General features: G+C 64.6%; 17 protein-coding genes and 4 tRNA genes. 10 read left to right on the top strand and 11 right to left on the bottom strand.

Translation table 11 applies throughout. From position 1 onward, the window contains the following. Positions 1-3 precede the first annotated feature (3 nt). The 4 genes from ACWA1Q_RS07425 to ACWA1Q_RS07410 form a co-directional block, all read right to left on the bottom strand. Complete coding sequence (locus tag ACWA1Q_RS07425; protein WP_463760742.1) at positions 4-2,142, bottom strand: 3-hydroxyacyl-CoA dehydrogenase NAD-binding domain-containing protein; 2,139 nt, start codon at positions 2,140-2,142, stop codon at positions 4-6. A 5-nt stretch (positions 2,143-2,147) separates the two neighbouring features. After that, positions 2,148-3,344 carry a thiolase family protein gene (locus tag ACWA1Q_RS07420; RefSeq protein WP_463760741.1) on the bottom strand — a complete coding sequence of 399 codons (1,197 nt, stop codon included), beginning with the start codon at positions 3,342-3,344 and terminating at the stop codon, positions 2,148-2,150. 74 nt (positions 3,345-3,418) lie between these two features. Continuing rightward, entirely contained in the window at positions 3,419-4,618 is a 1,200-nt protein-coding gene (locus tag ACWA1Q_RS07415; protein WP_463760740.1) for an HRDC domain-containing protein, read from the bottom strand. Next, positions 4,611-5,207, bottom strand: coding sequence for a DUF3000 domain-containing protein (locus ACWA1Q_RS07410; protein ID WP_463760738.1), 597 nt, complete (start codon positions 5,205-5,207; stop codon positions 4,611-4,613). Before ACWA1Q_RS07410 ends, ACWA1Q_RS07415 begins: the two co-directional genes overlap by 8 nt. Positions 5,208-5,232: 25 nt before the next feature. Between ACWA1Q_RS07410 and ACWA1Q_RS07405 the strand changes: the two genes are divergently transcribed. After that, positions 5,233-6,420 carry an alpha/beta hydrolase gene (locus ACWA1Q_RS07405; protein ID WP_463760737.1) on the top strand — a complete coding sequence of 396 codons (1,188 nt, stop codon included), beginning with the start codon at positions 5,233-5,235 and terminating at the stop codon, positions 6,418-6,420. A 16-nt stretch (positions 6,421-6,436) separates the two neighbouring features. On the opposite strand, the gene ACWA1Q_RS07400 is transcribed toward ACWA1Q_RS07405, so the two are convergent. Then, a complete protein-coding gene (locus ACWA1Q_RS07400) occupies positions 6,437-6,871 on the bottom strand; it encodes a SufE family protein (RefSeq protein WP_463760736.1) in 435 nt (144 codons plus the stop codon). Positions 6,872-6,912: 41 nt separating this feature from the next. Next, positions 6,913-7,809: a sulfurtransferase gene (locus ACWA1Q_RS07395; protein ID WP_463760734.1), complete on the bottom strand. Its 897-nt coding sequence runs from the start codon at positions 7,807-7,809 to the stop codon at positions 6,913-6,915. 145 nt (positions 7,810-7,954) lie between these two features. Between ACWA1Q_RS07395 and zapE the strand changes: the two genes are divergently transcribed. The 5 genes from zapE (at position 7,955) to ACWA1Q_RS07370 (ending at position 13,157) form a co-directional block, all read left to right on the top strand. Continuing rightward, on the top strand, positions 7,955-8,992 hold the full coding sequence (zapE, locus tag ACWA1Q_RS07390) for a cell division protein ZapE (protein ID WP_463760733.1): 1,038 nt from the start codon (positions 7,955-7,957) through the stop codon (positions 8,990-8,992). 165 nt (positions 8,993-9,157) lie between these two features. Beyond that, entirely contained in the window at positions 9,158-10,390 is a 1,233-nt protein-coding gene (locus ACWA1Q_RS07385) for an ammonium transporter (RefSeq protein ID WP_463760731.1), read from the top strand. Positions 10,391-10,717: 327 nt separating this feature from the next. Further along, positions 10,718-11,077, top strand: a complete 360-nt coding sequence (locus ACWA1Q_RS07380) for a type II toxin-antitoxin system PemK/MazF family toxin (RefSeq protein ID WP_463760729.1) — start codon at positions 10,718-10,720, stop codon at positions 11,075-11,077. 61 nt (positions 11,078-11,138) lie between these two features. Further along, on the top strand, positions 11,139-11,810 hold the full coding sequence (locus ACWA1Q_RS07375; protein WP_463760803.1) for an endonuclease/exonuclease/phosphatase family protein: 672 nt from the start codon (positions 11,139-11,141) through the stop codon (positions 11,808-11,810). 183 nt (positions 11,811-11,993) lie between these two features. After that, positions 11,994-13,157, top strand: a complete 1,164-nt coding sequence (locus ACWA1Q_RS07370) for a ScyD/ScyE family protein (protein WP_463760727.1) — start codon at positions 11,994-11,996, stop codon at positions 13,155-13,157. A 28-nt stretch (positions 13,158-13,185) separates the two neighbouring features. On the opposite strand, the gene ACWA1Q_RS07365 is transcribed toward ACWA1Q_RS07370, so the two are convergent. Next, entirely contained in the window at positions 13,186-14,067 is an 882-nt protein-coding gene (locus ACWA1Q_RS07365; RefSeq protein ID WP_463760726.1) for an aminoglycoside phosphotransferase family protein, read from the bottom strand. A 333-nt stretch (positions 14,068-14,400) separates the two neighbouring features. After that, positions 14,401-14,476: transfer RNA gene (locus ACWA1Q_RS07360), tRNA-Val, on the bottom strand. Positions 14,477-14,659: 183 nt separating this feature from the next. Between ACWA1Q_RS07360 and ACWA1Q_RS07355 the strand changes: the two genes are divergently transcribed. From ACWA1Q_RS07355 to ACWA1Q_RS07345, 3 genes are all read left to right on the top strand, one after another. Then, positions 14,660-14,731 (top strand) — tRNA-Gly (locus tag ACWA1Q_RS07355). 53 nt (positions 14,732-14,784) lie between these two features. Beyond that, positions 14,785-14,855: transfer RNA gene (locus ACWA1Q_RS07350), tRNA-Cys, on the top strand. A gap of 35 nt (positions 14,856-14,890) precedes the next feature. Beyond that, positions 14,891-14,962 (top strand) — tRNA-Val (locus ACWA1Q_RS07345). Positions 14,963-15,097: 135 nt separating this feature from the next. On the opposite strand, the gene ACWA1Q_RS07340 is transcribed toward ACWA1Q_RS07345, so the two are convergent. Further along, on the bottom strand, positions 15,098-16,273 hold the full coding sequence (locus tag ACWA1Q_RS07340) for a zinc-dependent alcohol dehydrogenase (protein WP_463760724.1): 1,176 nt from the start codon (positions 16,271-16,273) through the stop codon (positions 15,098-15,100). A 129-nt stretch (positions 16,274-16,402) separates the two neighbouring features. Between ACWA1Q_RS07340 and ACWA1Q_RS07335 the strand changes: the two genes are divergently transcribed. Beyond that, a complete protein-coding gene (locus ACWA1Q_RS07335; RefSeq protein ID WP_463760723.1) occupies positions 16,403-17,581 on the top strand; it encodes an AI-2E family transporter in 1,179 nt (392 codons plus the stop codon). Here ACWA1Q_RS07335 and ACWA1Q_RS07330 read toward each other — a convergent pair. After that, positions 17,535-18,359, bottom strand: coding sequence for an alpha/beta fold hydrolase (locus tag ACWA1Q_RS07330; protein WP_463760721.1), 825 nt, complete (start codon positions 18,357-18,359; stop codon positions 17,535-17,537). The genes ACWA1Q_RS07335 and ACWA1Q_RS07330 overlap by 47 nt on opposite strands. Then, positions 18,356-19,051, bottom strand: coding sequence for a lysoplasmalogenase (locus tag ACWA1Q_RS07325; protein ID WP_463760719.1), 696 nt, complete (start codon positions 19,049-19,051; stop codon positions 18,356-18,358). Before ACWA1Q_RS07325 ends, ACWA1Q_RS07330 begins: the two co-directional genes overlap by 4 nt. Between the last annotated feature and the right edge of the window lie 159 nt (positions 19,052-19,210).

Raw genomic sequence — 19,210 nt, 5'->3', positions numbered from 1 at the left:
GCGTCAGTCGCGGATGCCGCGGATCTGCGGGTCGTGGAACGTCCCGCCGAACACACGTTGGCTCGCGCCCTCACGATCGAGGTACGGCGTCACCCCGCCCATGTGGAACGGCCAGCCGGCGCCGAGGATCATGCAGAGGTCGATGTCCTCAGGACCTTCGACGACGGAATCCTCGAGCATACGGTGGATCTCGTCGGCGAGGCCGTCGACGAGACGCACGAGGATGGCATCCGCCGTCAGCGGCTCCTTTCCTCCGGAGACGATCTTGAGCGCTCCCTTGTCGAAGCCCTTGACCTTGCCCTTGGAGTCCTTCTCGAGGAGCGTGCCGTACTCGGCGAGCTTGTGCAGGTTGTCGCTGCGGTAGAACCGGTCGGGGAACGCGTTGTGGTGAGTATCCAGCACGTGCGCGCCGATCTTGAGGCCAACCAGATCGAGAAGCTGCGATGGCGGCATCGGCAGACCCAGGGGAGCCATGGCCTGGTCGACGACCTCGAACGAAGTTCCGTGGTCGACGGCGTACATCGCTTCACCGAGGAGCTTTGCGAGCACCCTGTTGACGACGAACCCGGGGGTGTCGCGCGTGATCACCGCGTTCTTGCGGAGCTTGGCCGCCGTGGCCATCGCCGTAGCGAGAGCCTCGGGCGTGGTCTGCGGGGTTTTGACCACTTCGATCAGCGGCATGACTGCCACCGGGTTGAAAAAGTGGAAACCGACGAGCCGCTCGGGGTGTGCGAGCTTCTCGCCGATCTGCTCGACCGAGAGTGACGACGTGTTGGTCGCGAGGATCGTCGTGTCCGAGATGTACTGCTCGACATCGGCGAACACGTCCTGCTTCACTCCGAGTTCTTCGAAGACCGCCTCGATGACGAAGTCACAGTTGCCGAAGTCCTTCTTGTCGGTGGTGCCGGAGACGAGAGCGTTCAGCCGGTTGGCCTCATCGGGGGAGATGCGCTTCTTCGACAGGAGCGCGTCGATCTCGCTCCGGATGTAGCCGAGTCCCTTGTCGACACGGGCCTGGTCGAGGTCCGTGATGACAACGGGCACCTGCAGCCGGCGCACGAAGAGCAGGGCGAACTGGCTGGCCATGAGTCCGGCACCGATCACACCGACCTTGGTGACCTTTTGCGCGAGCGCCTTGTCCGGTGCTCCCGCGGGGCGCTTCGCACGCTTCTGCACGAGGTTGAACGCGTAGACGCTGGCCTGGAACTGGTCGCCGGTGGCGAGTCGCGCGAGCGCCTCGTCCTCGCGTTCGAACCCTTCCGCCTTCGTTCCGCTCTTCGCAGCCTTGAGCAGGTCAAGGGCGAGGTACGGAGCAACAGGAACGGTACCGATCTTCGACTCGAGCATCTTGCGGGCGATGCCGATGGCGACATCCCACTTGACGAGCCGCTCGACCTTGCCCGGCGTGTTCTTGCGGTCGACCTTGGCCTTTCCGGCGAGGACCTTGCCCGCCCAGGCGAGCGAGTCCTCGAGGAAGGATGCGGCCGGGAAGATCGCGTCGGCGATCCCGAGCTCGAACGCCTCGCGGCCCTTCAGCATCCGGTTCATCTTCAACGGGTTTTCGATGACCACCTTGAGGGCGTTCTCGATGCCGATGATGTTCGGCAGCAGGTACGCGCCGCCCCAGCCGGGAATGAGGCCGAGGAAAACCTCGGGGAGAGCAATACCGGGAGCGGATGCGTCGACGGTGCGGTAGTTCGCGTTGAGCGCTATCTCCAGGCCGCCGCCGAGGGCGAGGCCGTTGATGAAGACGAACGACGGAACACCGAGGGTGTCGAGCTTGCCGTAGACGTGGTGACCGAGCTGCCCGAGGAGCACGGCCGACTCGCGCGAGTCGACCTCACTCACCTTGCTGAGGTCTGCGCCGGCGGCGAGGATGAACGGCTTGCCGGTGATGGCAACTGCCGCGATCTCCTTCTTCGACGCACGCTCACGCTGTGCGTCGAGGACTTCGCCAAGCTCGAGGAGCGTGACCGGGCCGAGCGTGTTCGGGCGGGTGTGGTCCCGGCCGTTGTCGAGGGTGATGAGGGCGATCACCGTGCCGTCTGGCAGGGTGACGTCACGCACGAACGAGTGGGTGACGACCTCGTCCTTCGCGTGGGCGAGGAGCGGGCTGAAGTCGATGGTGGAGTAGTCGGTCATGTCGATTACTTCTTGCCCTTCCAGTTCGGGTTCTCCCAGATGACGCTGCCGCCCTGACCAAGGCCGACACACATGGCGGTGAGGCCGTACCGTACGTCAGGTCGCTCGGCGAACTGGGCTGCCAGCTGAGTCATCAGGCGAACGCCGGATGCTGCGAGGGGGTGACCGACGGCGATGGCGCCGCCCCACTGGTTGACGCGGGGGTCATCGTCGTCGATACCGAAGTGGTCGAGCAACGAGAGCACCTGGATGGCGAACGCTTCGTTGAGCTCGAACAGCCCGATGTCGTCAATGGTCAGTCCGGCCTTTCGCAGGGCTTTCTCCGTCGACGGGACCGGGCCGATGCCCATGATCTCGGGCTCGACGCCGGCGAACGCAAAGCTCACCATGCGCATCTTCGGCTTGAGCTTGAATTCCTTGACCGCGGCACCTCCGGCGAGCAGGCTCACCGTTGCACCGTCGGTCAGGGGCGAAGCGGTACCGGCGGTGACGCGACCGTGGGGACGGAACGGCGTCTTGAGATTCGCCAGTCCTTCCATCGTGGTCTCCGGGCGGGTGCCCTCGTCACGCGTGGCGAGTCCCCAGCCTGATTCGCTCTTGATCGCGACCGGAATCAGGTCCGGCTGGATCTTGCCTGCGTCGTATGCGGCCTGCAGTTTCTGCTGGCTGCGCATTCCGAAACGGTCGGCGCGTTCCTTCGTCAGGTGCGGAAAGCGGTCGTGGATGCGCTCCGCCGTCTTTCCCATGTCGAGTGCGTCAGCGGAGACGAGCTTCTCCGAGAGGAACCGGGGGTTCGGGTCGGCGTCTGCTCCAAGCGGGTGACGGCCCATGTGCTCGACACCACCGGCGATCGCGAAGTCATACGCGCCGAAGGCGATAGCGCTACCAACCTGGGTGACTGCGGTCATCGCGCCGGCACACATGCGGTCGATGGCGTAGCCGGGGACAGACTGCGGAAGACCGGCAAGGAGCGCGGTCGTGCGGCCGAGGGTCAGGCCCTGGTCACCCTGCTGTGTTGTCGCTGCGATGGCGACTTCGTCAATTCGGTCCTTCGGAACGTCCGGGTTTCGCTCGAGAAGTCCAATCATCGCCTTGACGGCGAGGTCATCTGCACGAGTGTTCCAGTACTGGCCTTTTTCTCCGGCGCGACCAAACGGGGTCCGCACACCATCAACAAAAAAGACGTCGGCTATTTCGGCCACTTTGCCTCCCAATCATCGGATACACAACGATCCTAGGAGAGGCGCGATTTTGCCCCGGAATCCTTTGATTCTTCCTACGAATCGGCTTTCTGCGGCTCACTCACCGTTTGGCGGGAGTCTACAAAAGCGGAGGCGATTGACTGTGCAGTAGCTTCAATCTGCCATGGGCGCGCGGAGAGTGATTCCAGGGCTGTCGCGATCGACTCAGGAGTCGCCGGTTCTGGTGGATTCCATGCGACCCGTCGCAGGATCTCGGGGGTGAGGAGATTCTCGACCGGGATCGCAAGCTCCTCAGAGATGACGGTGATGGCCTGCCGCGCCGCCTTGAGGCGGGCATCCGCTTCTGGATTGCGTTCTGACCAGCTGCGCGGGGGAGGAAGAGCATCCGTCGACGACGCCCGGACGGGAGGAAGTTCCTCGGTCGTGCGGCCCCGTTCGATCGCTGCCCACCAGCGCGGAAGTTCGCTGCGCGATGCCCTGCCCTTGAATTCCCGCAGCGCCGCGAGGGCAGCGCGGGTTCGTGGTTCCGCTCTAACAGCGGCGACGAGGGAGGAATCGGGGACGAGGCGGCCGGGAGCGGTGTCGACTTCGCGAGCGAGTGCATCCCTCTCGATCCACAGTTCACGGGCGATGGCGAGGTTGCGTGCCCCACGGACCGTGTTGAGGCCAGAGAGCCTGCGCCACGGATCCGCGCGCTGAACCTTCGGCTGCCGTGCGAGGGTCGCCTGGAATTCCTGAGCGGCGATCTCACGCTTGCCGCTCTCATCGAGCAGGGCCGCGAGCTTGTCGCGCACGTCGACGAGCAGCTCAACGTCGAGGGCTGCGTACTCAAGCCAGGTTTCGGGAAGCGGCCGGGTGGACCAGTCGGCCGCGGAATGCTCTTTGGCGAGGTGGATGCCGAGGAGTTCCTCGACGACGGTGCCGAGCCCGACGCGCGGCATACCGAGGAGGCGTGCCGCCAGTTCGGTGTCGAAGATGCGCTGCGGATCGAGGCCCACTTCGCGCAGGCACGCAAGGTCCTGGCTCGCGGCGTGGAGAACCCACTCCGCCGGGACGATCGCTTCGTTCAGTTCATCGAACCGCCCGACCGCTGGAGGATCGAAAAGGAAGAGCCCGGCGCCGCGGCGATAGAGCTGGATGAGGTAAGCGCGCTGTGAGTACCGGTAACCGGATGCTCGTTCGGCGTCGACCGCGATGGGGCCGCTGCCGGCCGCGATGATCTTTACGGCGTCGAGATATTCGTCCCTCGACTCGATGACGTGGCGTTCAGTCACGCGCCGTCCTGCGACTAGACAACAGAGTGACACCTTCAGTTGTTGGTGGAAGCCCGGCGAGCATGCAGAGCAATTCACCCCAGCCTTCCACATGTGACGAGATGTCGTCCTCACGCGGGGTCCACGACGCCCGTAGTTCGATCTGTGCGCCATCGCCCTGGGCAGCCAGCTCGCCGAACCCGGTCGAGAGGATCTTCGTCGCCGTGCCGGACGCGGAGTCGTACTTGGCCGATCGAGCGTTGAGGGCATCGACGAGCCAGGACCAGGCGACCTCGGCGAGGAACGGATCCAGGCCGATCTCGGTTTCGAGCGGAGCCTGGGCGAAACACACGATACGGAAGGCGCCGCCCCACGCTTCGGGCTCAGCCGGGTCGTGCAGGAGAATGAAACGGCCGGTGCCGAGTTCGGAGTCGGCTCCGTGCCTCGTGGGAGTCACGTCGGCCGACAGTGCAACGCTGTACGGCGCGAGGTTGCCTGGGGCAGGGATTTCGGTCACCGCAAGCTCGGGTCGCGCAGAGGCACGGCGCACCGAGTCCAGTGCTCGCTGGAACTCTGCCGGCACGTCAGTACCTATCGGGATATCAGCCACGTTTGCAGACTAGAGTTACTTGCCAATGAAACGTCACAGCCACGCCGACCAGCCCGCCCCCCGCTCGTCGGTCCGACGGAGGCGCATCGCCATCACTCTCGGTGGCATTCTTCTCACCCTCACCGGCAGTGCGATCCTCGCTGTCGGAACCGTGGCCAGGCGCGTCGTCACTCCGGCACGCACACGGTTCAGGGAGAGCGACGTGCTCGCCATCGATTCTGCGAACGGCACCATCACCCTCGCGAAGAACCCGGACACCGTTCTGCCTGGCAGGTACGGGCTGTTCTTCGGCGACCCCGAGAGCTACCTGCGGCTCGGCAGGCTTCTTGAATCGAACGACGCCACCGTCACCCGCGAACTCGAGACACCGACAGACGGGCTGCCCGAGCGCGGGCCCGCGACCTTCAGCGGCTGGTACTACTCCCGACCGGACGAACTCGGGATCGACTACCGCGACATCGCCATTCCGACGCCCGCAGGGGATGCCCCCGCCTGGTTCTTCCCCGCGGCGAACGACACCGGCCGCTGGGTTCTCATCGTGCACGGGCGAGGCACGACGCGAAGTGAATGTCTCCGCGCGGTTCCGGTCTGGCGTGAGGCCGGGTACTCATCACTCCTCGTCTCCTACCGCAACGACGGAGACGCACCCCGCAGTTCTGACGGACTCTACGGCCTCGGCGACACCGAATGGCAGGACGTGGATGCTGCCATCGCCGTCGCCGCAGAGCACGGGGCCACCGAGATCGTCCTCATGGGCTGGTCGATGGGGGGAACCATCGTCGTGCAGGCGGCGCTGCGAACGAGCCGCCCGGAACTCCTCCGCGGCATCGTCCTCGAATCGCCGGTTCTTGACTGGGGGCGCGTCCTGGAATTCCAGGCGGACGCCACGCGCATCCCGGTTCCTCTCAGGCTCGCCGCCATCGGGGCGATCTCCAATCCGTGGGGACGTGCCCTCACCGGGCTCGATGCAGCGGTCGACTTCCCGGGTCTCGATGTGGTGAGCCGCGCAGACGAGCTCCACCTGCCGATGCTCGTCCTGCACAGCGATGACGACGGCTTCGTGCCGTCGTCAGGCTCTCACGAGCTTGCCGCAGCGCGGCCGGACATCGTGACGTTCGAGCGGTTCACCGTCGCGAGGCACACCAAACTCTGGAACTATGACGAGGAGCGCTGGACCGGCGCCATCCGCGATTGGGCCGCGACGCTCGACTGACGGTTCTCGATTGAGGTCAGACCGCGGTTCGGGCAGCGAGCTGTCTTTTGGCGCGCTGGAGCATTCCGTTCATCCCGTTGAGACGCAGAGGTGAGACAGCTTTGCCTAGCCCGAGCATCTGGGGGAAGTCGGAGGGAATCGCAAGGACCTCGTCGACGCTCAATCCGTCGATCGCCTGCGCCAGAATGCTCGCGAACCCACGGGTCGTCGGAGCTTCCTCCGGTGCCGTGGCGTGAAGGTGAACGCCATCGTCAGCGACCTCGACAAAGATGAAGATGGGGGACTGGCACTCCACAACGCGTTCGAGCAGGTCAGGGTGATCGGCGTAACGCTGGGGGAGCGCAGGCAATTCCCGGGAGAATTCGAGCAGGAGCTGAAGCCTCGTTCGTTCGTCGACGGCGAGGAACTCGTCGCGGATCTCGGCGAGCTGGTTCGGAAGAGTCTCAGTCATGATGTCCCTATTCTCCCACGACAGGATGCCGCGCAGCCGGGTCAGCGGCGGAGCTCGCCCGGCTCGGTTCCCATCGCGATCGGGACGCGCACAGCGCTGCCCCACTCGGTCCACGATCCGTCATAGTTGCGCACGTTCTCGAAACCGAGCAGGTAGGACAGCACGAACCAGGTGTGGCTGGACCGCTCACCGATCCGGCAGTATGCGACGACCTCGTCGCCGTCGCTGAGCCCGGCTCCGTCGCGGTAGATCGAGTCGAGATCGGCGACCGGCCGGAACGTTCCGTCATCGGCCACGGCCTTCGACCATGGCACGCTCCTCGCTGTGGGAATGTGGCCGGAGCGCAGGGCGCCTTCCTCCGGGTACGCCGGGGCCGTGTTGCGCTCACCGCTGTACTCCTCGGGGGAGCGCACATCAATGAGCGGCTTGCCGAGGTGCGCGAGGACATCTTCTTTATACGCACGGATCGCGGAGTCGTCGCGCTCGACAACGGGATAGTCCGTGCGTGGCCGCTCCGGAGCATCCGTTGTCATTGGTCGACCTTCGGCGATCCACTTGTCGCGCCCGCCATCGAGGAGACGGACGTCGCTGTGGCCGAACAGGGTGAAGACCCAGAGCGTGTACGCCGCCCACCAGTTGCTCTTGTCGCCGTAGAGAACGATGGTGTCGTCGCGGGAGATGCCGCGGCTGGAGAGGAGCTCGGCGAAAGCGGTGCCATCGATGTAGTCGCGTTCGACCGGGTCGTTGAGGTCGGTGTGCCAGTCGATCTTCACCGCGCCCGGGATGTGCCCGATCTCGTAGAGCAGGACGTCCTCGTCGGATTCGACAACGACGAGCCCGTCAGTACCGAGCCGCTCCTCGAGCCAGGCGGTGCTGACGAGGCGTTCCGGGTGGGCGAAATCGGCGAATGCTGGAGAGTTGTCGGTTTCGATGGGCATGCTCTACCTCCGGAGTTGGCCGCTTGGCGGCACGGCTGGGGCGTCGAAAAGGCTTAGGCTGGGGACCGTTCTTTCCTGCGAAATCCGACGCTGTCCCGACTTCTGGGACGGCGCCGGAGAACTTCGACACACGAGGTATTCTCCCATGAGCCAGACCGCTGAGACGGCCCGCACCCGCATCTCCGACCGATCGCCGTCGATCACCGGAGAGGAGATCGCCGCCAGCCTCGTCCCTCCGCGCCAGTTCACGGATGCCAGCTTCGCCAGCTACCGGCCGGACCCCGACTTCGCGTCGCAGCAGGAGGCCGTCGAACTGCTCGAGGCGTTCTCGACCGGGTGGTCCCCAGCGAAGTCATCCGGGTTCTTCGGTCGCAAGAAGAAGGAACCGGAGGTGAAGCCCGGCGTGTACCTCGACGGCGGCTTCGGCGTCGGAAAGACTCATTTACTCGCCGCGTTGTGGCACGCCGCTCCCGGCCCCCGCAAGTACTTCGGCACCTTTATCGAATACACCGCCCTCGTCGGCGCGCTCGGCTACGCCAAGGCCGTTGAAGCGCTCACCGGCTCCACCCTGCTGTGCATCGACGAGTTCGAGCTCGACGACCCGGGTGACACGATGATGATGACCCGGCTGCTCACCGATCTCGTCGGTAAGGGCACCCGGGTTGCCGCGACCTCGAACACCCCGCCCAATGCGCTCGGCGAGGGCCGGTTCGCCGCCCAGGACTTTCTTCGCGAGATCCATGCCATGTCGAGCAACTTCACCACGCTGCGTATCGACGGCAACGACTTCCGCCGGCGCTCGATGGAGGGTAACGCAGGCACCGTCGATGCCACCGGTTACGCCGCGATGCTCGCGTCCGCCGAGGCAGCGGGGGAGCGGATGTCGGATGACACCTTCGATGACCTCATCGCCCACCTCGCAACCGTTCACCCGTCGAAGTACATCAAGCTCATCGACGGACTCGACCGGATCGGCCTGCGCGACGTTCACGAGCTGCACTCGCAGACCGAGGCGCTCCGGCTCGTGGCGTTCATCGACCGGGTTTACGACGCGCAGATCCCGATCACCGCGACGGGCGTCCCGCTCGACCAGGTCTTCGCTGGCGACATGCTCTCGGGCGGCTACCGCAAGAAGTACCTGCGATCGATGTCGCGGATGATCGCCCTCACCGAAACGTCCTAGTCCCGCGAAACGTGCTTTTTACACAAGCGCGTCCGGTGTAACCAACCCGAAACATCGGGCGCACCGCTCTCGAAACGTCTGGCATCCAAGCTGGCTTCACACCGACAGGCACCTTGTGTTCCTCGTCGGCAGCCCGATGCACTTCGAGAGAACTAAGGACACGATATGGACACCGGCAGCATTGCCTGGGGAATCACAGCAACCGCACTCGTGCTGTTGATGACCCCTGGCGTCGCATTCTTCTACGGCGGCCTTGTGAAGGCCAAGAGCGTCATCAGCATGATGATGATGAGCTTCGGCGCACTGGGCCTCATCACCGTGCTGTGGATTCTCTACGGCTTCAACATGAGCGCCGTCGCCAGCCCCACCGACTTCGCCGGAAACCCGTTCGCGGACTTCGGGCTGACCGCTCTCGCACAGGGAGAGGATGCCAACACCAACCTCCTCGGGGCAACCTACGGTGCCACCTTCGCCATCATCACGATCGCCCTGATCTCCGGCGCGATCGCCGACCGTGCGAAGTTCGGCTCCTGGATGCTCTTCGCCGGTATCTTCGCGACCATCGGATACTTCCCCATCGCAGCATGGGTGTGGGGTGGCGGCTGGATCATGAACCTCGGCACGACGCTCTTCGGCGAAGAGTCAGGCATCGCCGTCATCGACTACGCCGGTGGTACCGCCGTTCACATCAACGCAGGCGCAGCAGCCCTCGCACTCGCCCTAGTCCTGGGCAAGCGGGTCGGATTCCAGAAGGGCATCCAGAAGCCCCACAACGTGCCGCTCACTCTCCTCGGCGCCTCGATCCTCTGGTTCGGCTGGTTCGGTTTCAACGCCGGAGCGGAATGGCTCAACGGCCTGGCGAACACCGGCCTCATCGTCATCAACACCCTCGGTGCGACCGCGGCAGCGATCATCGGCTGGCTGATCATCGAGAAGCTCAAGGACGGCAAGGCAACCTCCGTCGGAGCAGCATCGGGTGCTGTCGCCGGTCTCGTCGCCATCACACCGGCCTGCGCGAACCTCACCCCTGGCTGGGCCCTTCTCCTCGGTGTCATCACCGGTGCGGTCTGCGCCCTCGCGGTCGAGCTCAAGTTCAAGCTCGGGTTCGATGACTCTCTCGACGTCGTCGGCATCCACCTCGTCGGTGGCCTCGTCGGAACGGTCTACCTCGGCTTCTTCGCCACCGGCACCGGCCTCTTCCTCGGTGGCGGATTCGAACAGCTCGCCGTCCAGGTCATCGCCGCAGCGGCCGTCCTCATCTACGCCTTCCTCATCGCGGGGATCATCGGCTTCGCAATCCAGAAGACGCTCGGCTTCCGGGTGAAGAACGAAGACGAGATCGCCGGCGTCGACACCTCGGTTCACGGCGAAGAGGGTTACGCCCTCGAGGTCGTCTGACCCGAAAGATCACCCACGGAACGGGATGTCGCCTTCGGGCGGCATCCCGCTCCGTCGTTCCCCCGTGCGCAGCGTCGAAGGTTAGAATGAGCGGCGTCCGACCGCGTGGGTGATGACGCACCTCCCCTTGGAGAAAGAGGCGACTCCATGGCATCCGTCGGAAGGTTTGTCCGGACAGTCCTGCGCTCGCTGACACGACCAGCAGAAACACCAGCGCCGCCACGTCGGAATCCACAAAATTCCAGGACCGCGAGCGACTCCGAGCCAGGTCGGTCCGGCTCCCACGCAACCGTGGAGGTCGACCCGGGCGCTGTCGGCAGGATCCGGATGTCGTACGTCCCGTCGACCGATGGGAACCCGGATCCTGGCGAGATCGTCTGGACCTGGGTGCCTTACGAGGAGAGAGACGGGAGAGGGAAGGACCGCCCGGTGCTCGTTGTCGCCTCCCGCCCGGATGGGACGGTCGCGGCCGTTCAGCTGACGAGCAAACCGCGCGGGACCGAAGACGTGAATTACGTCTCCATCGGCAGCGGCAACTGGGACCTGCAGGGCCGCCCAAGCTGGGTCGGCATCGATCGTGTTTTCGTCGTGCATCCCGACGGCATGCGCCGTGAGGCTGCCGCCCTCGGTGAAGCACAATTCGCGCGCGTCGCCCACGCTCTCCGACGTCGGCATGGCTGGCGCTGAAGCAAAGCAGCGCGCCGCGGCGTTAGAATTTCTCCATCGACTGTTCGGACGGGGAGTCCTCATCAGAATCATCAGCTACAACCTCCGCAAACACGCGGCAAGCGCCGAACTCACCGGTCTGGAAACGCTCTACGAGGCCGACGTCCTGTGCCTCCAGGAGGCCGACAGTGAGCTCCTGCCTGATGTCGTGGGGAACCTGCGACTGGCCGACTCGACTCGCGCCAACCGGCTGGGCCTCGCGATCTATTACAACCAGGACCGGTTCGACGCCATCACGACAACAGCGTTCGAGCTGAAGAAGTCGATGCACGACATGCTGTTCGCACCGGCGAACGAACGACTCATCGCGACGAAACTGTTCGACAAGGAGGCGGGGCGAGAAATGCTCGTCGCGTCGTTCCATGCCGCACCCCTGACGGCGCTCAACTCCCTGCGACGCAAGCAGATCAAGACGGCGCACAGCGAGCTGCACAGCCTCGCGGAGGGAATCCCCACGGTCATGGTCGGCGACTTCAATTACCCGATCTTCAAGAACAACCTGCGACGCAGGATCACCGAGATGGGCTATGAACTCTCGCTGAGCAATGAGCGCACGTACTCGAGATACAAGATCTTCCGGGGCCACTTCGATTTCGTTACGAGCGTCAACATGGGCATCGACGATGTCAAAACGCTTCCGCGCGGTGCTTCCGATCACCGGGCCATTCTCGTCACTACGACCTACATCGCCTGACGCCTCCGCTCATACGTGGGGGCCGGGGCTCGACAGGTCGGCGATTCCTGAGTAGCGTGCTGCAAATCTGAGGAATCCTCATGCTTGGTCCACGGGAAATCTTTCTTGCGGCGGAATGGGCCGCTCGGCGCGGCGACGGCATCCTGACTCCTCTGTTCAATTCATCTGACAAAGGAGTACAGAGTGAAAAGCACGACCCTGTCGGTGGCTGTGTGCGCAGCCCTGATCGCGACCGTCGCGATCGCAGCCCCGGCATCCGCCCACGGTGGAAAACCACCGGTCAGCATCAGCGAACGAGTGATCGCAGACGGGCTGCTCAGCCCTCTGTCGCTCGACGTCGATCACCGCGGGAACACCTACGTGACCCAAAACTTCCCCGGCGTCCTCACCAAAGTGCCTCCGCGCGGCGAGCCCACAACCGTCGTCGCCAGCGGAAACGGTGACGAAATCGGTGCGGTGACCACCCGTGGAGACACTGTCTACTATGTCCAGGCATCACAGGATGAGGCCCACTCGCGTGCGACATTGATGAGGATCACCAAACGTGGCGCTCCGGAAGCGGTGGCCGATCTCCGGGCGTTCGAAGACCGGGTAAACCCGGACGGCGTCAATACGTATGGCTTCACAGATCTGCCCGAGTCGTGCGCGTCGCAGTTCGACCCTGAGGGACCATTTGGCGCTGCACGCTATACGGGCATCCTCGACACGCACGCGTACACGTCCCTGGCACTCAGGGACGGCGTTTACATCGCGGATGCCGGCATGAACGCCATCATCAAGGTCGGGTACAAGGGCAGGATCTCGACGGTCGCCGTGCTTCCGCCGATGCCGCCCATCACGATCAGCGCTGAACTCGCTCAGCAGGCCGGATTCCCCGAGTGCGCCGTCGGGTACGGCTACCGGTTTGAGCCGGTACCGACGGATGTCGAGGTCGGGCCGGGGGGATGGCTGTACGTCACCACGCTTCCCGGCGGCCCTGAGGATGCGAGCCTCGGCGCGCGCGGCATGGTCCACAAGGTCAACCCATGGAACGGCAAGGTCGTGACGCATGCAACCGGGTTCGTCGGCGCGACGGGTCTCGCTGTCTCCCAGAAGACCGGCGCCGTGTTCGTCGCGGAGATGTTCGGCGGCCCCAACGGCACCGGTCAGGTATCCGTCGTCATGCCATGGAGCAAGCGCGTCGTGGCATCGTTCCCGGTAAACTCGCCCGCGGCTATCGAGCTGGCGGGCAGGTCGATCTACCTGACCAAGGACGCCTTCGTGATGGGCCCAGAGGGCCCGCAGGCGATCGGCAAGGTCGTGAATGTCAGCCTGAAGGGCAAGTGGATGAGGTCCTACCTGGGCTGACCCCAGCGCTACAACCAGGGAGGTCCTGTCAGGCGAGCTCGTCGGACAGGATCTCCCGAACTGTGCGCTCCGCCAAGGTGACGAACGCGGGGTTCGACGTCTTGTAGTACGGCATGATCATCGCCGCCTGGTGCAGCGCGTACCCGCGTGCCCGCCGCCACGTTTCGCCGTCCACATCGAGGGCCCCACGGAAAACGCGCCTGCCCTGCGGACCGAAGACGCTCCATGCGGCGATGACGTCTGCCGCCGGATCGCCAACCCCCGCACCGCCCCAGTCGATCACCGCCGCCAGCCGTCCGTCGTGCACCAGAATGTTTGGGCGGAGCAGGTCGGTATGGATCCACACCGGTACACCCGCCCATGGCCGGGTCGCCAGCGCGTCGTCCCATGCCCGCATCGCACGATCGGCGTCGATGGACTCCGCGGACTGTGTGATCGCTCGCCGTGTCATGCCGTCGAGCACCCGGAGCGGCTTGCGTCCGGCCGGGGGAGCGCCCGAAGAGTCCGCCTGCCGGAGCTCCGCGACGAATGCGGCGAGGTCCTCGGCAGCCTGGGCCTCATCGTCGACACCGGTGCCGTCGTAGGTGGTGCCTTCGATCCACTCGAAGACCGCCCAAGGCAGGGCGTAATACCCGGTGGGCACTCCGGTGAAGACCGGCCGCGGAATGCGGAGCCTCAGGCCGGGAGCCAGCACCGGGAGCCACTGCAGCTCTCTCAGGAGGTCCGGAGCCCATCCCTTCACCCGCGGCAACCGGGCGAGGAGATTCTCGCCGATCCGGAACACGGCATTCACCGTGCCCATCGAATGAAGCTGCCGGACCGGGAGGTGGGCGATCTCAGGATACTGTTCCGCGATCAGGCGCGCGACGATGGCCACACTCGTGGCGACCTCGTCGTCATGCATAGTCATCGGCATCCGTTTCGTCGAGGATCATTCTGCTCGGTCTAGCGGCGAGGGACCTCCCTTTTGGCGCGGATAGGCTCTGTCACCATGACCGAAACCTCTCGGACGGACTCGACGGGCTTCTCGTGACCACCTCCGGTGTGTCTGGCAGATCAAGCGGATCCGCAACAATCACACCGTAGAGCTTTCCCCGTGCGATGCCCGGGGAAAGGTCGAGGCGGATGCGACGACGACCAGGGGGAGCGCCGTCGTGCTGACGGATGCCGACAGCCGGGTCGTGATCGACGCCCGCGACGAGCCCGGCAACGGGAAAGGCCCGCAGTTGCCTGCGGGCCTACATGGTGGGCGATACCGGACTCGAACCGATGACCTCTTCCGTGTGAAGGAAGCGCGCTACCAACTGCGCCAATCGCCCATTTGTGCTGAACCGAAACGGTTCGTAACGACGTCTCATCGTACCGGAACCGGAAGCCCGCGCGAACCACGTCGCATCCGTTTTCGCGTCTTTCCGGCGATGAATGACACGGCGGTAACTCGATTTTGTTTCTCAGCAGTTCATCAAGTAGAGTCTTTCAAGCACGCAGGAATGCGAGCAAATGCGGATGTGGCGCAGTGGTAGCGCATCACCTTGCCAAGGTGAGGGTCGCGAGTTCGAATCTCGTCATCCGCTCGAGTGTTGGGGTTAGCCTTAGGGTTGACCACGGCATGTGGGCAACCACACGCGGTGGCGTGGCCGAGAGGCGAGGCAGCGGCCTGCAAAGCCGTCCACACGGGTTCGAATCCCGTCGCCACCTCACACTCAAAACTGAATTAACATGACACGTAGCATGAGCGATTGGCGCAGCGGTAGCGCGCTTCCCTGACACGGAAGAGGTCGCTGGTTCGATCCCAGTATCGCTCACACAAAGAAGCCCGGACAGAAATGTCCGGGCTTCTGTCGTTAAGCGCCCTTCACCCTGACGGATTCACTTACTGCAGTCGGATTCACCCGGCAAACCGGGTGAATCCGACCGCACTGGATGAAAACGCGGCCAGGCTACGGCTTGAGCACGACCTTGATGCAGCCGTTCTCCTTTTTCTGGAACAGCTCGTACATCTCCGGCGCCTTCTCGAGCGGCACCCGGTGGGAGACGAGGTCTTCCACGCCGAGCGGGTCGGACGGATCCTCGACGAGGGGGAGTAGCTCATCACGCCAGTGCTGGACGTTGCACTGCCCCATCCGGATCGATATCTGCTTGTCGAACAGGGACTTCATGGGGATCGGATCTGCTTCACCGGCGTAGACCCCGCTCAGTGACACCGTGCCGCCACGACGAACCGAGTCGAACGAGTTGTACAGCGCCTCGAGACGGTCGACACCCGCAGTGTTCATGAGCTTCTTCGCGATACCGTCCGGCAGGAGCCCGACGGCATCCTGAGCTACCTTCGCGCCGGGGCTGCCGTGGGCTTCCATGCCGACCGCTTCGACGACTGAGTCCGCTCCGCGCCCATCGGTTGCGTCCCGCAGCCGCTCGACGACGTCGTCCGTGAGATCGAATGTTTCGATGCCGTAGCGCTCAGCCATGGCACGGCGCTCGGGAACCGGCTCGACGGCAAGCACTCGGTGGCCGAGGTGCCGGCCGATCCGGCTCGCGAACTGGCCGACCGGACCGAGACCCATCACGACAAGGGTTCCATCGTCGGGCAGGTCGGCGTACTTCACGCCCTGCCAGGCGGTCGGCAGGATGTCGCTGAGGAACAGGTACCGATCGTCGGGCAGCTCGTGTCCGACCTTTGTTGCGTTGAAGTCGGCGAGAGGAACCCTCATGCGTTCGGCCTGACCGCCTGGAACAGAGCCGTACAGTTCGCTGAAGCCGTAGAGCGTCGCTCCGGTTCCCTGGTCGGTGTTCTGGGTCGTCTCGCACTGGGAGTGCAGGCCTCGCGAACACATATAGCAGTTTCCGCAGGCGATGACGAAGGGAATGACGACCCGGTCGCCGGGGGAGAGGCGGGTGACCTGCGAGCCGACTTCTTCGACGACCCCCATCGTCTCGTGGCCGAGCACGTCACCCTTGTCGAGGAACGGGCCAAGCGTTTCATAGAGGTGGAGGTCAGACCCGCAAATTGCCGCAGAGGTCACGCGGATGACGACATCCGTGGGCTTCTCGATCTTCGGGTCGGGGACGGTGTTGACGGAGACGGAGCGTTTTCCTTGCCAGGTGAGTGCTTTCATGTGCCTTGTCTACGCGCTCCGCCGAGTTGCCGTCGACGGCCTTGACGCTCAAGCGGACGACAAGTACCGTGCGTTGCAATCGACCGCAACCATCCATCCGCGAATCGTCGAAGAAACTAGGCTGAGCGCATGAGCGCCGACATCGAGCCACACCACGACACCGAGAAACCGACACCACGACAGCTGTGGGCAGACAGAATCGGCTATCTGGGAACCCGGAGCATCCAGCTTCTGGTGATCATCATTCTCGCCGCTGTTGTCATCTACGGGATGGTCCAGCTGAAGCTCGTCGTCATCCCCGTGCTCATCGCACTCATCGTCGCGTCCGCCGCAGCCCCGGTCATCCGCTGGCTTCGCCGGTTCATGCCGAACATCGCCGCAGCCTGGGTCGCTCTCCTCGGCGGAGCTGCCCTTTTCGCCGGGATCGTCACGCTCATCGTTTTCGCCGTGCGGGACCAGTGGGACGAGCTCGCAAGTTCGGCTCTCGAAGGACTCGACCAGTTGATCGCCTGGCTACAGGACGGGCCGCTGCCGATCGACTCCGAGCAGATTCAGGAAGCGACGGATGCCGCGGTCGACTTCCTCACGAGCAGCCAGTTCGGTTCAGGTGCTGTCGCGGGAATCTCCGCAGCCGCGAGTGTCGTCACGGGTGGCGTACTCACCCTCGTCATCCTGTTCTTCTTCCTCAAGGACGGCGACGCGATCTGGAACTTCTTCCTCAAGCCGTTCCGGGGAGGACGGCTCGAGCGCGGACGCCGCATCGGCAAGACCGCGGTTCGCGTGTTCGGCGGCTACATCCGCGGCACAGCACTCATCGCATTCGTCGACGCATTCTTCATCGGGCTCGGTTTGTTCATCCTCAACGTTCCGCTTGCTCTTCCGCTCGCCGTGATCGTCTTCCTCGGTGGATTCATCCCGATCGTCGGTGCGACGCTCGCGAGCGTCCTTGCGGCGCTCGTGGCCCTTGTTGGCACCGAGAACGGGCCGATCGTCGCGCTCATCGTCATTGCGATCGCCGTCGGTGTGAACCAGCTCGAGGGCAACTTCCTCCAGCCGATCGTCATGGCGCAGTCGCTCAAGCTCCACCCGCTCGTCATCCTCGTCGCACTGACGGCGGGCACCATCCTCGGCGGCATCACCGGAGCGGTGCTCGCCGTGCCGATCGCGGCTGTTGCATGGGCGATCATCAAGGTCTGGAACGGTCCAGACCTGCCGCTGAACGCGCCGCAGACCCGCAAGGCGAAGCGCAAGGCCGTACCCGTTAAGAGTGCCGAGACTGCTGCGCCGGAGGCGTCGACTCCGGCGTGATGCTTTCGGGTCCTGTCGCGCGTTGCACGTCGCGGGCGAACGCCGCCAGAATGGATGCCGTCTGCTCCGGCTCCACATGCTGGACGACGTGAGCGGCGCCATCCACCTCGACCATCCGGCCGTCGCGAGCCGTCCGGGCGAGGCGCGCGGCCCAGCCGTGCGGCGCGATGGGGTCCCTGCTGCCGCGAAGAACGAGCACAGGGACTGAGACGAGCGGGAGCCGCTCTTCGGTGCGGTATCCGAGCATGACCGGCAATTCGGTGAGGTACCAGCGGATGCCGCTGCGCAGGTAATCCGTCGCAACGATCCAGTTCGCGGTCGGCGACTCCCGCAACATGTCACGGCTCAACCGCATCCCCTGCTGCCAGGGCATCGGCGCCCGCTCATCGACGACGGGACCGGCGAGCACCACTCCCGCGAGCCGGTTGGGGTGCACAGCGGCGAGTTCGACGACGAATTGGGTGCCCATTGAATGGCCGACGAGAACAGTACCCTCGAGGCCCTCCGCGCGCAGGAACTCGGCGAGCAGCGCCGCTCCCTCTTCGATGGTCAGCTGGCGCCGAGGGCGAGGAGCGGAACCGAAGCCAGGGAGGTCGACGGCAATCACGGTTCCATGAGCTCTGAGCTCGCCAGCCAGCCGCTCGAAGTATCGCGAGGAGACGCCAATGCCGTGAACGAGGACGAACGTATCGGTCGCGCTTCCCGCTGCTCTCTCCCAGCGGCGGACGAGCATCGTGAGGTCACCGGAGATAAACCGGCTCGGAGCGGGCAGCGTCATCGCTTCTCGCTCCCGACAGCGACGGGCTCCGAAAGCCGCGAAGAGCCGAGCAGTCGCACGACTCCGATCGCGATGAGGCACTGGCCGGAGAGGTACGTGAGCATGACGAGGAAACCGGCAAATGGGATATTTGCATCGTCGACGAATGCGTTCACGGCGAGGATGGAATCGGACAGCAGGAAGAGGGCCGCACCCAGGCTCACGACCCAGCCGCACCGGGTAGCGAGGGCGGCCATGGTGCAGATCACGAGGCCGTAACCGACGACGGGCGGAAGCATCCCACCGAGGTGTGGGACGAGCACGACGAGGAGCAGCGCGAACCACGCCGCGTACCCGATGCTCCACAGCCGCGGCCTGCCGGAACCGACGCGGGACGCGAACAGCGCGACGTACCCGAGGTGCGCGATGAGGAAGCATCCGAGTCCGGCCAGGAACCAGGTATCTCCCTCCCCGAGAAGCGCGAGATCGCCGAGCCAGCTGAAGAACAGGGCGGCCAGCAGAAGGACGATGCTCCGCGACCTGCGGCCCTGCGTGAGCCAGAGGACAGCGCCGGCGAGGAGGGGGATGAGCAACGATTTCGTTGCCATCGTCAGCGGCTGGAGCGCGACAAGATGACCCGCGAGGTGCACCGCGCTCACGATCAGGAACGGGATCAGCGCTGGCAGGGGGGAACGGTTCTCGGAAGCGGGCACGTCCTCTGTCCTCTCGCATTTTCGGGTGCCTTCACTCTAGGGGTGCCCACGTTCGGCGCAGCGGCGGCACGGGCGGGTGGCCCGACGGCGCTAAAGTTGAAGAGTCTTTCCAACAAGAGGAGCAAACCAGGTGTCTGACGGATTCGAACGATTCTCTGA

It is taken from the genome of Mycetocola sp. TRD_SC_2 (assembly GCF_055361225.1).
The sequence above is the reverse complement of the archived record's forward strand: the minus strand, read 5'-3'. Positions and strand labels throughout refer to the sequence as shown.

Excerpts from the sequence above, each read along its gene's own strand:
- ACWA1Q_RS07425 (WP_463760742.1), bottom strand. The coding sequence starts at position 2,142 with ATGACCGACTACTCCACCATCGACTTCAGCCCGCTCCTCGCCCACGCG.
- ACWA1Q_RS07405 (WP_463760737.1), top strand. The coding sequence starts at position 5,233 with ATGAAACGTCACAGCCACGCCGACCAGCCCGCCCCCCGCTCGTCGGTC.
- ACWA1Q_RS07400 (WP_463760736.1), bottom strand. The coding sequence starts at position 6,871 with ATGACTGAGACTCTTCCGAACCAGCTCGCCGAGATCCGCGACGAGTTC.
- ACWA1Q_RS07395 (WP_463760734.1), bottom strand. The coding sequence starts at position 7,809 with ATGCCCATCGAAACCGACAACTCTCCAGCATTCGCCGATTTCGCCCAC.
- zapE (WP_463760733.1), top strand. The coding sequence starts at position 7,955 with ATGAGCCAGACCGCTGAGACGGCCCGCACCCGCATCTCCGACCGATCG.
- ACWA1Q_RS07385 (WP_463760731.1), top strand. The coding sequence starts at position 9,158 with ATGGACACCGGCAGCATTGCCTGGGGAATCACAGCAACCGCACTCGTG.
- ACWA1Q_RS07380 (WP_463760729.1), top strand. The coding sequence starts at position 10,718 with ATGTCGTACGTCCCGTCGACCGATGGGAACCCGGATCCTGGCGAGATC.
- ACWA1Q_RS07365 (WP_463760726.1), bottom strand. The coding sequence starts at position 14,067 with ATGACTATGCATGACGACGAGGTCGCCACGAGTGTGGCCATCGTCGCG.
- ACWA1Q_RS07340 (WP_463760724.1), bottom strand. The coding sequence starts at position 16,273 with ATGAAAGCACTCACCTGGCAAGGAAAACGCTCCGTCTCCGTCAACACC.
- ACWA1Q_RS07335 (WP_463760723.1), top strand. The coding sequence starts at position 16,403 with ATGAGCGCCGACATCGAGCCACACCACGACACCGAGAAACCGACACCA.
- ACWA1Q_RS07330 (WP_463760721.1), bottom strand. The coding sequence starts at position 18,359 with ATGACGCTGCCCGCTCCGAGCCGGTTTATCTCCGGTGACCTCACGATG.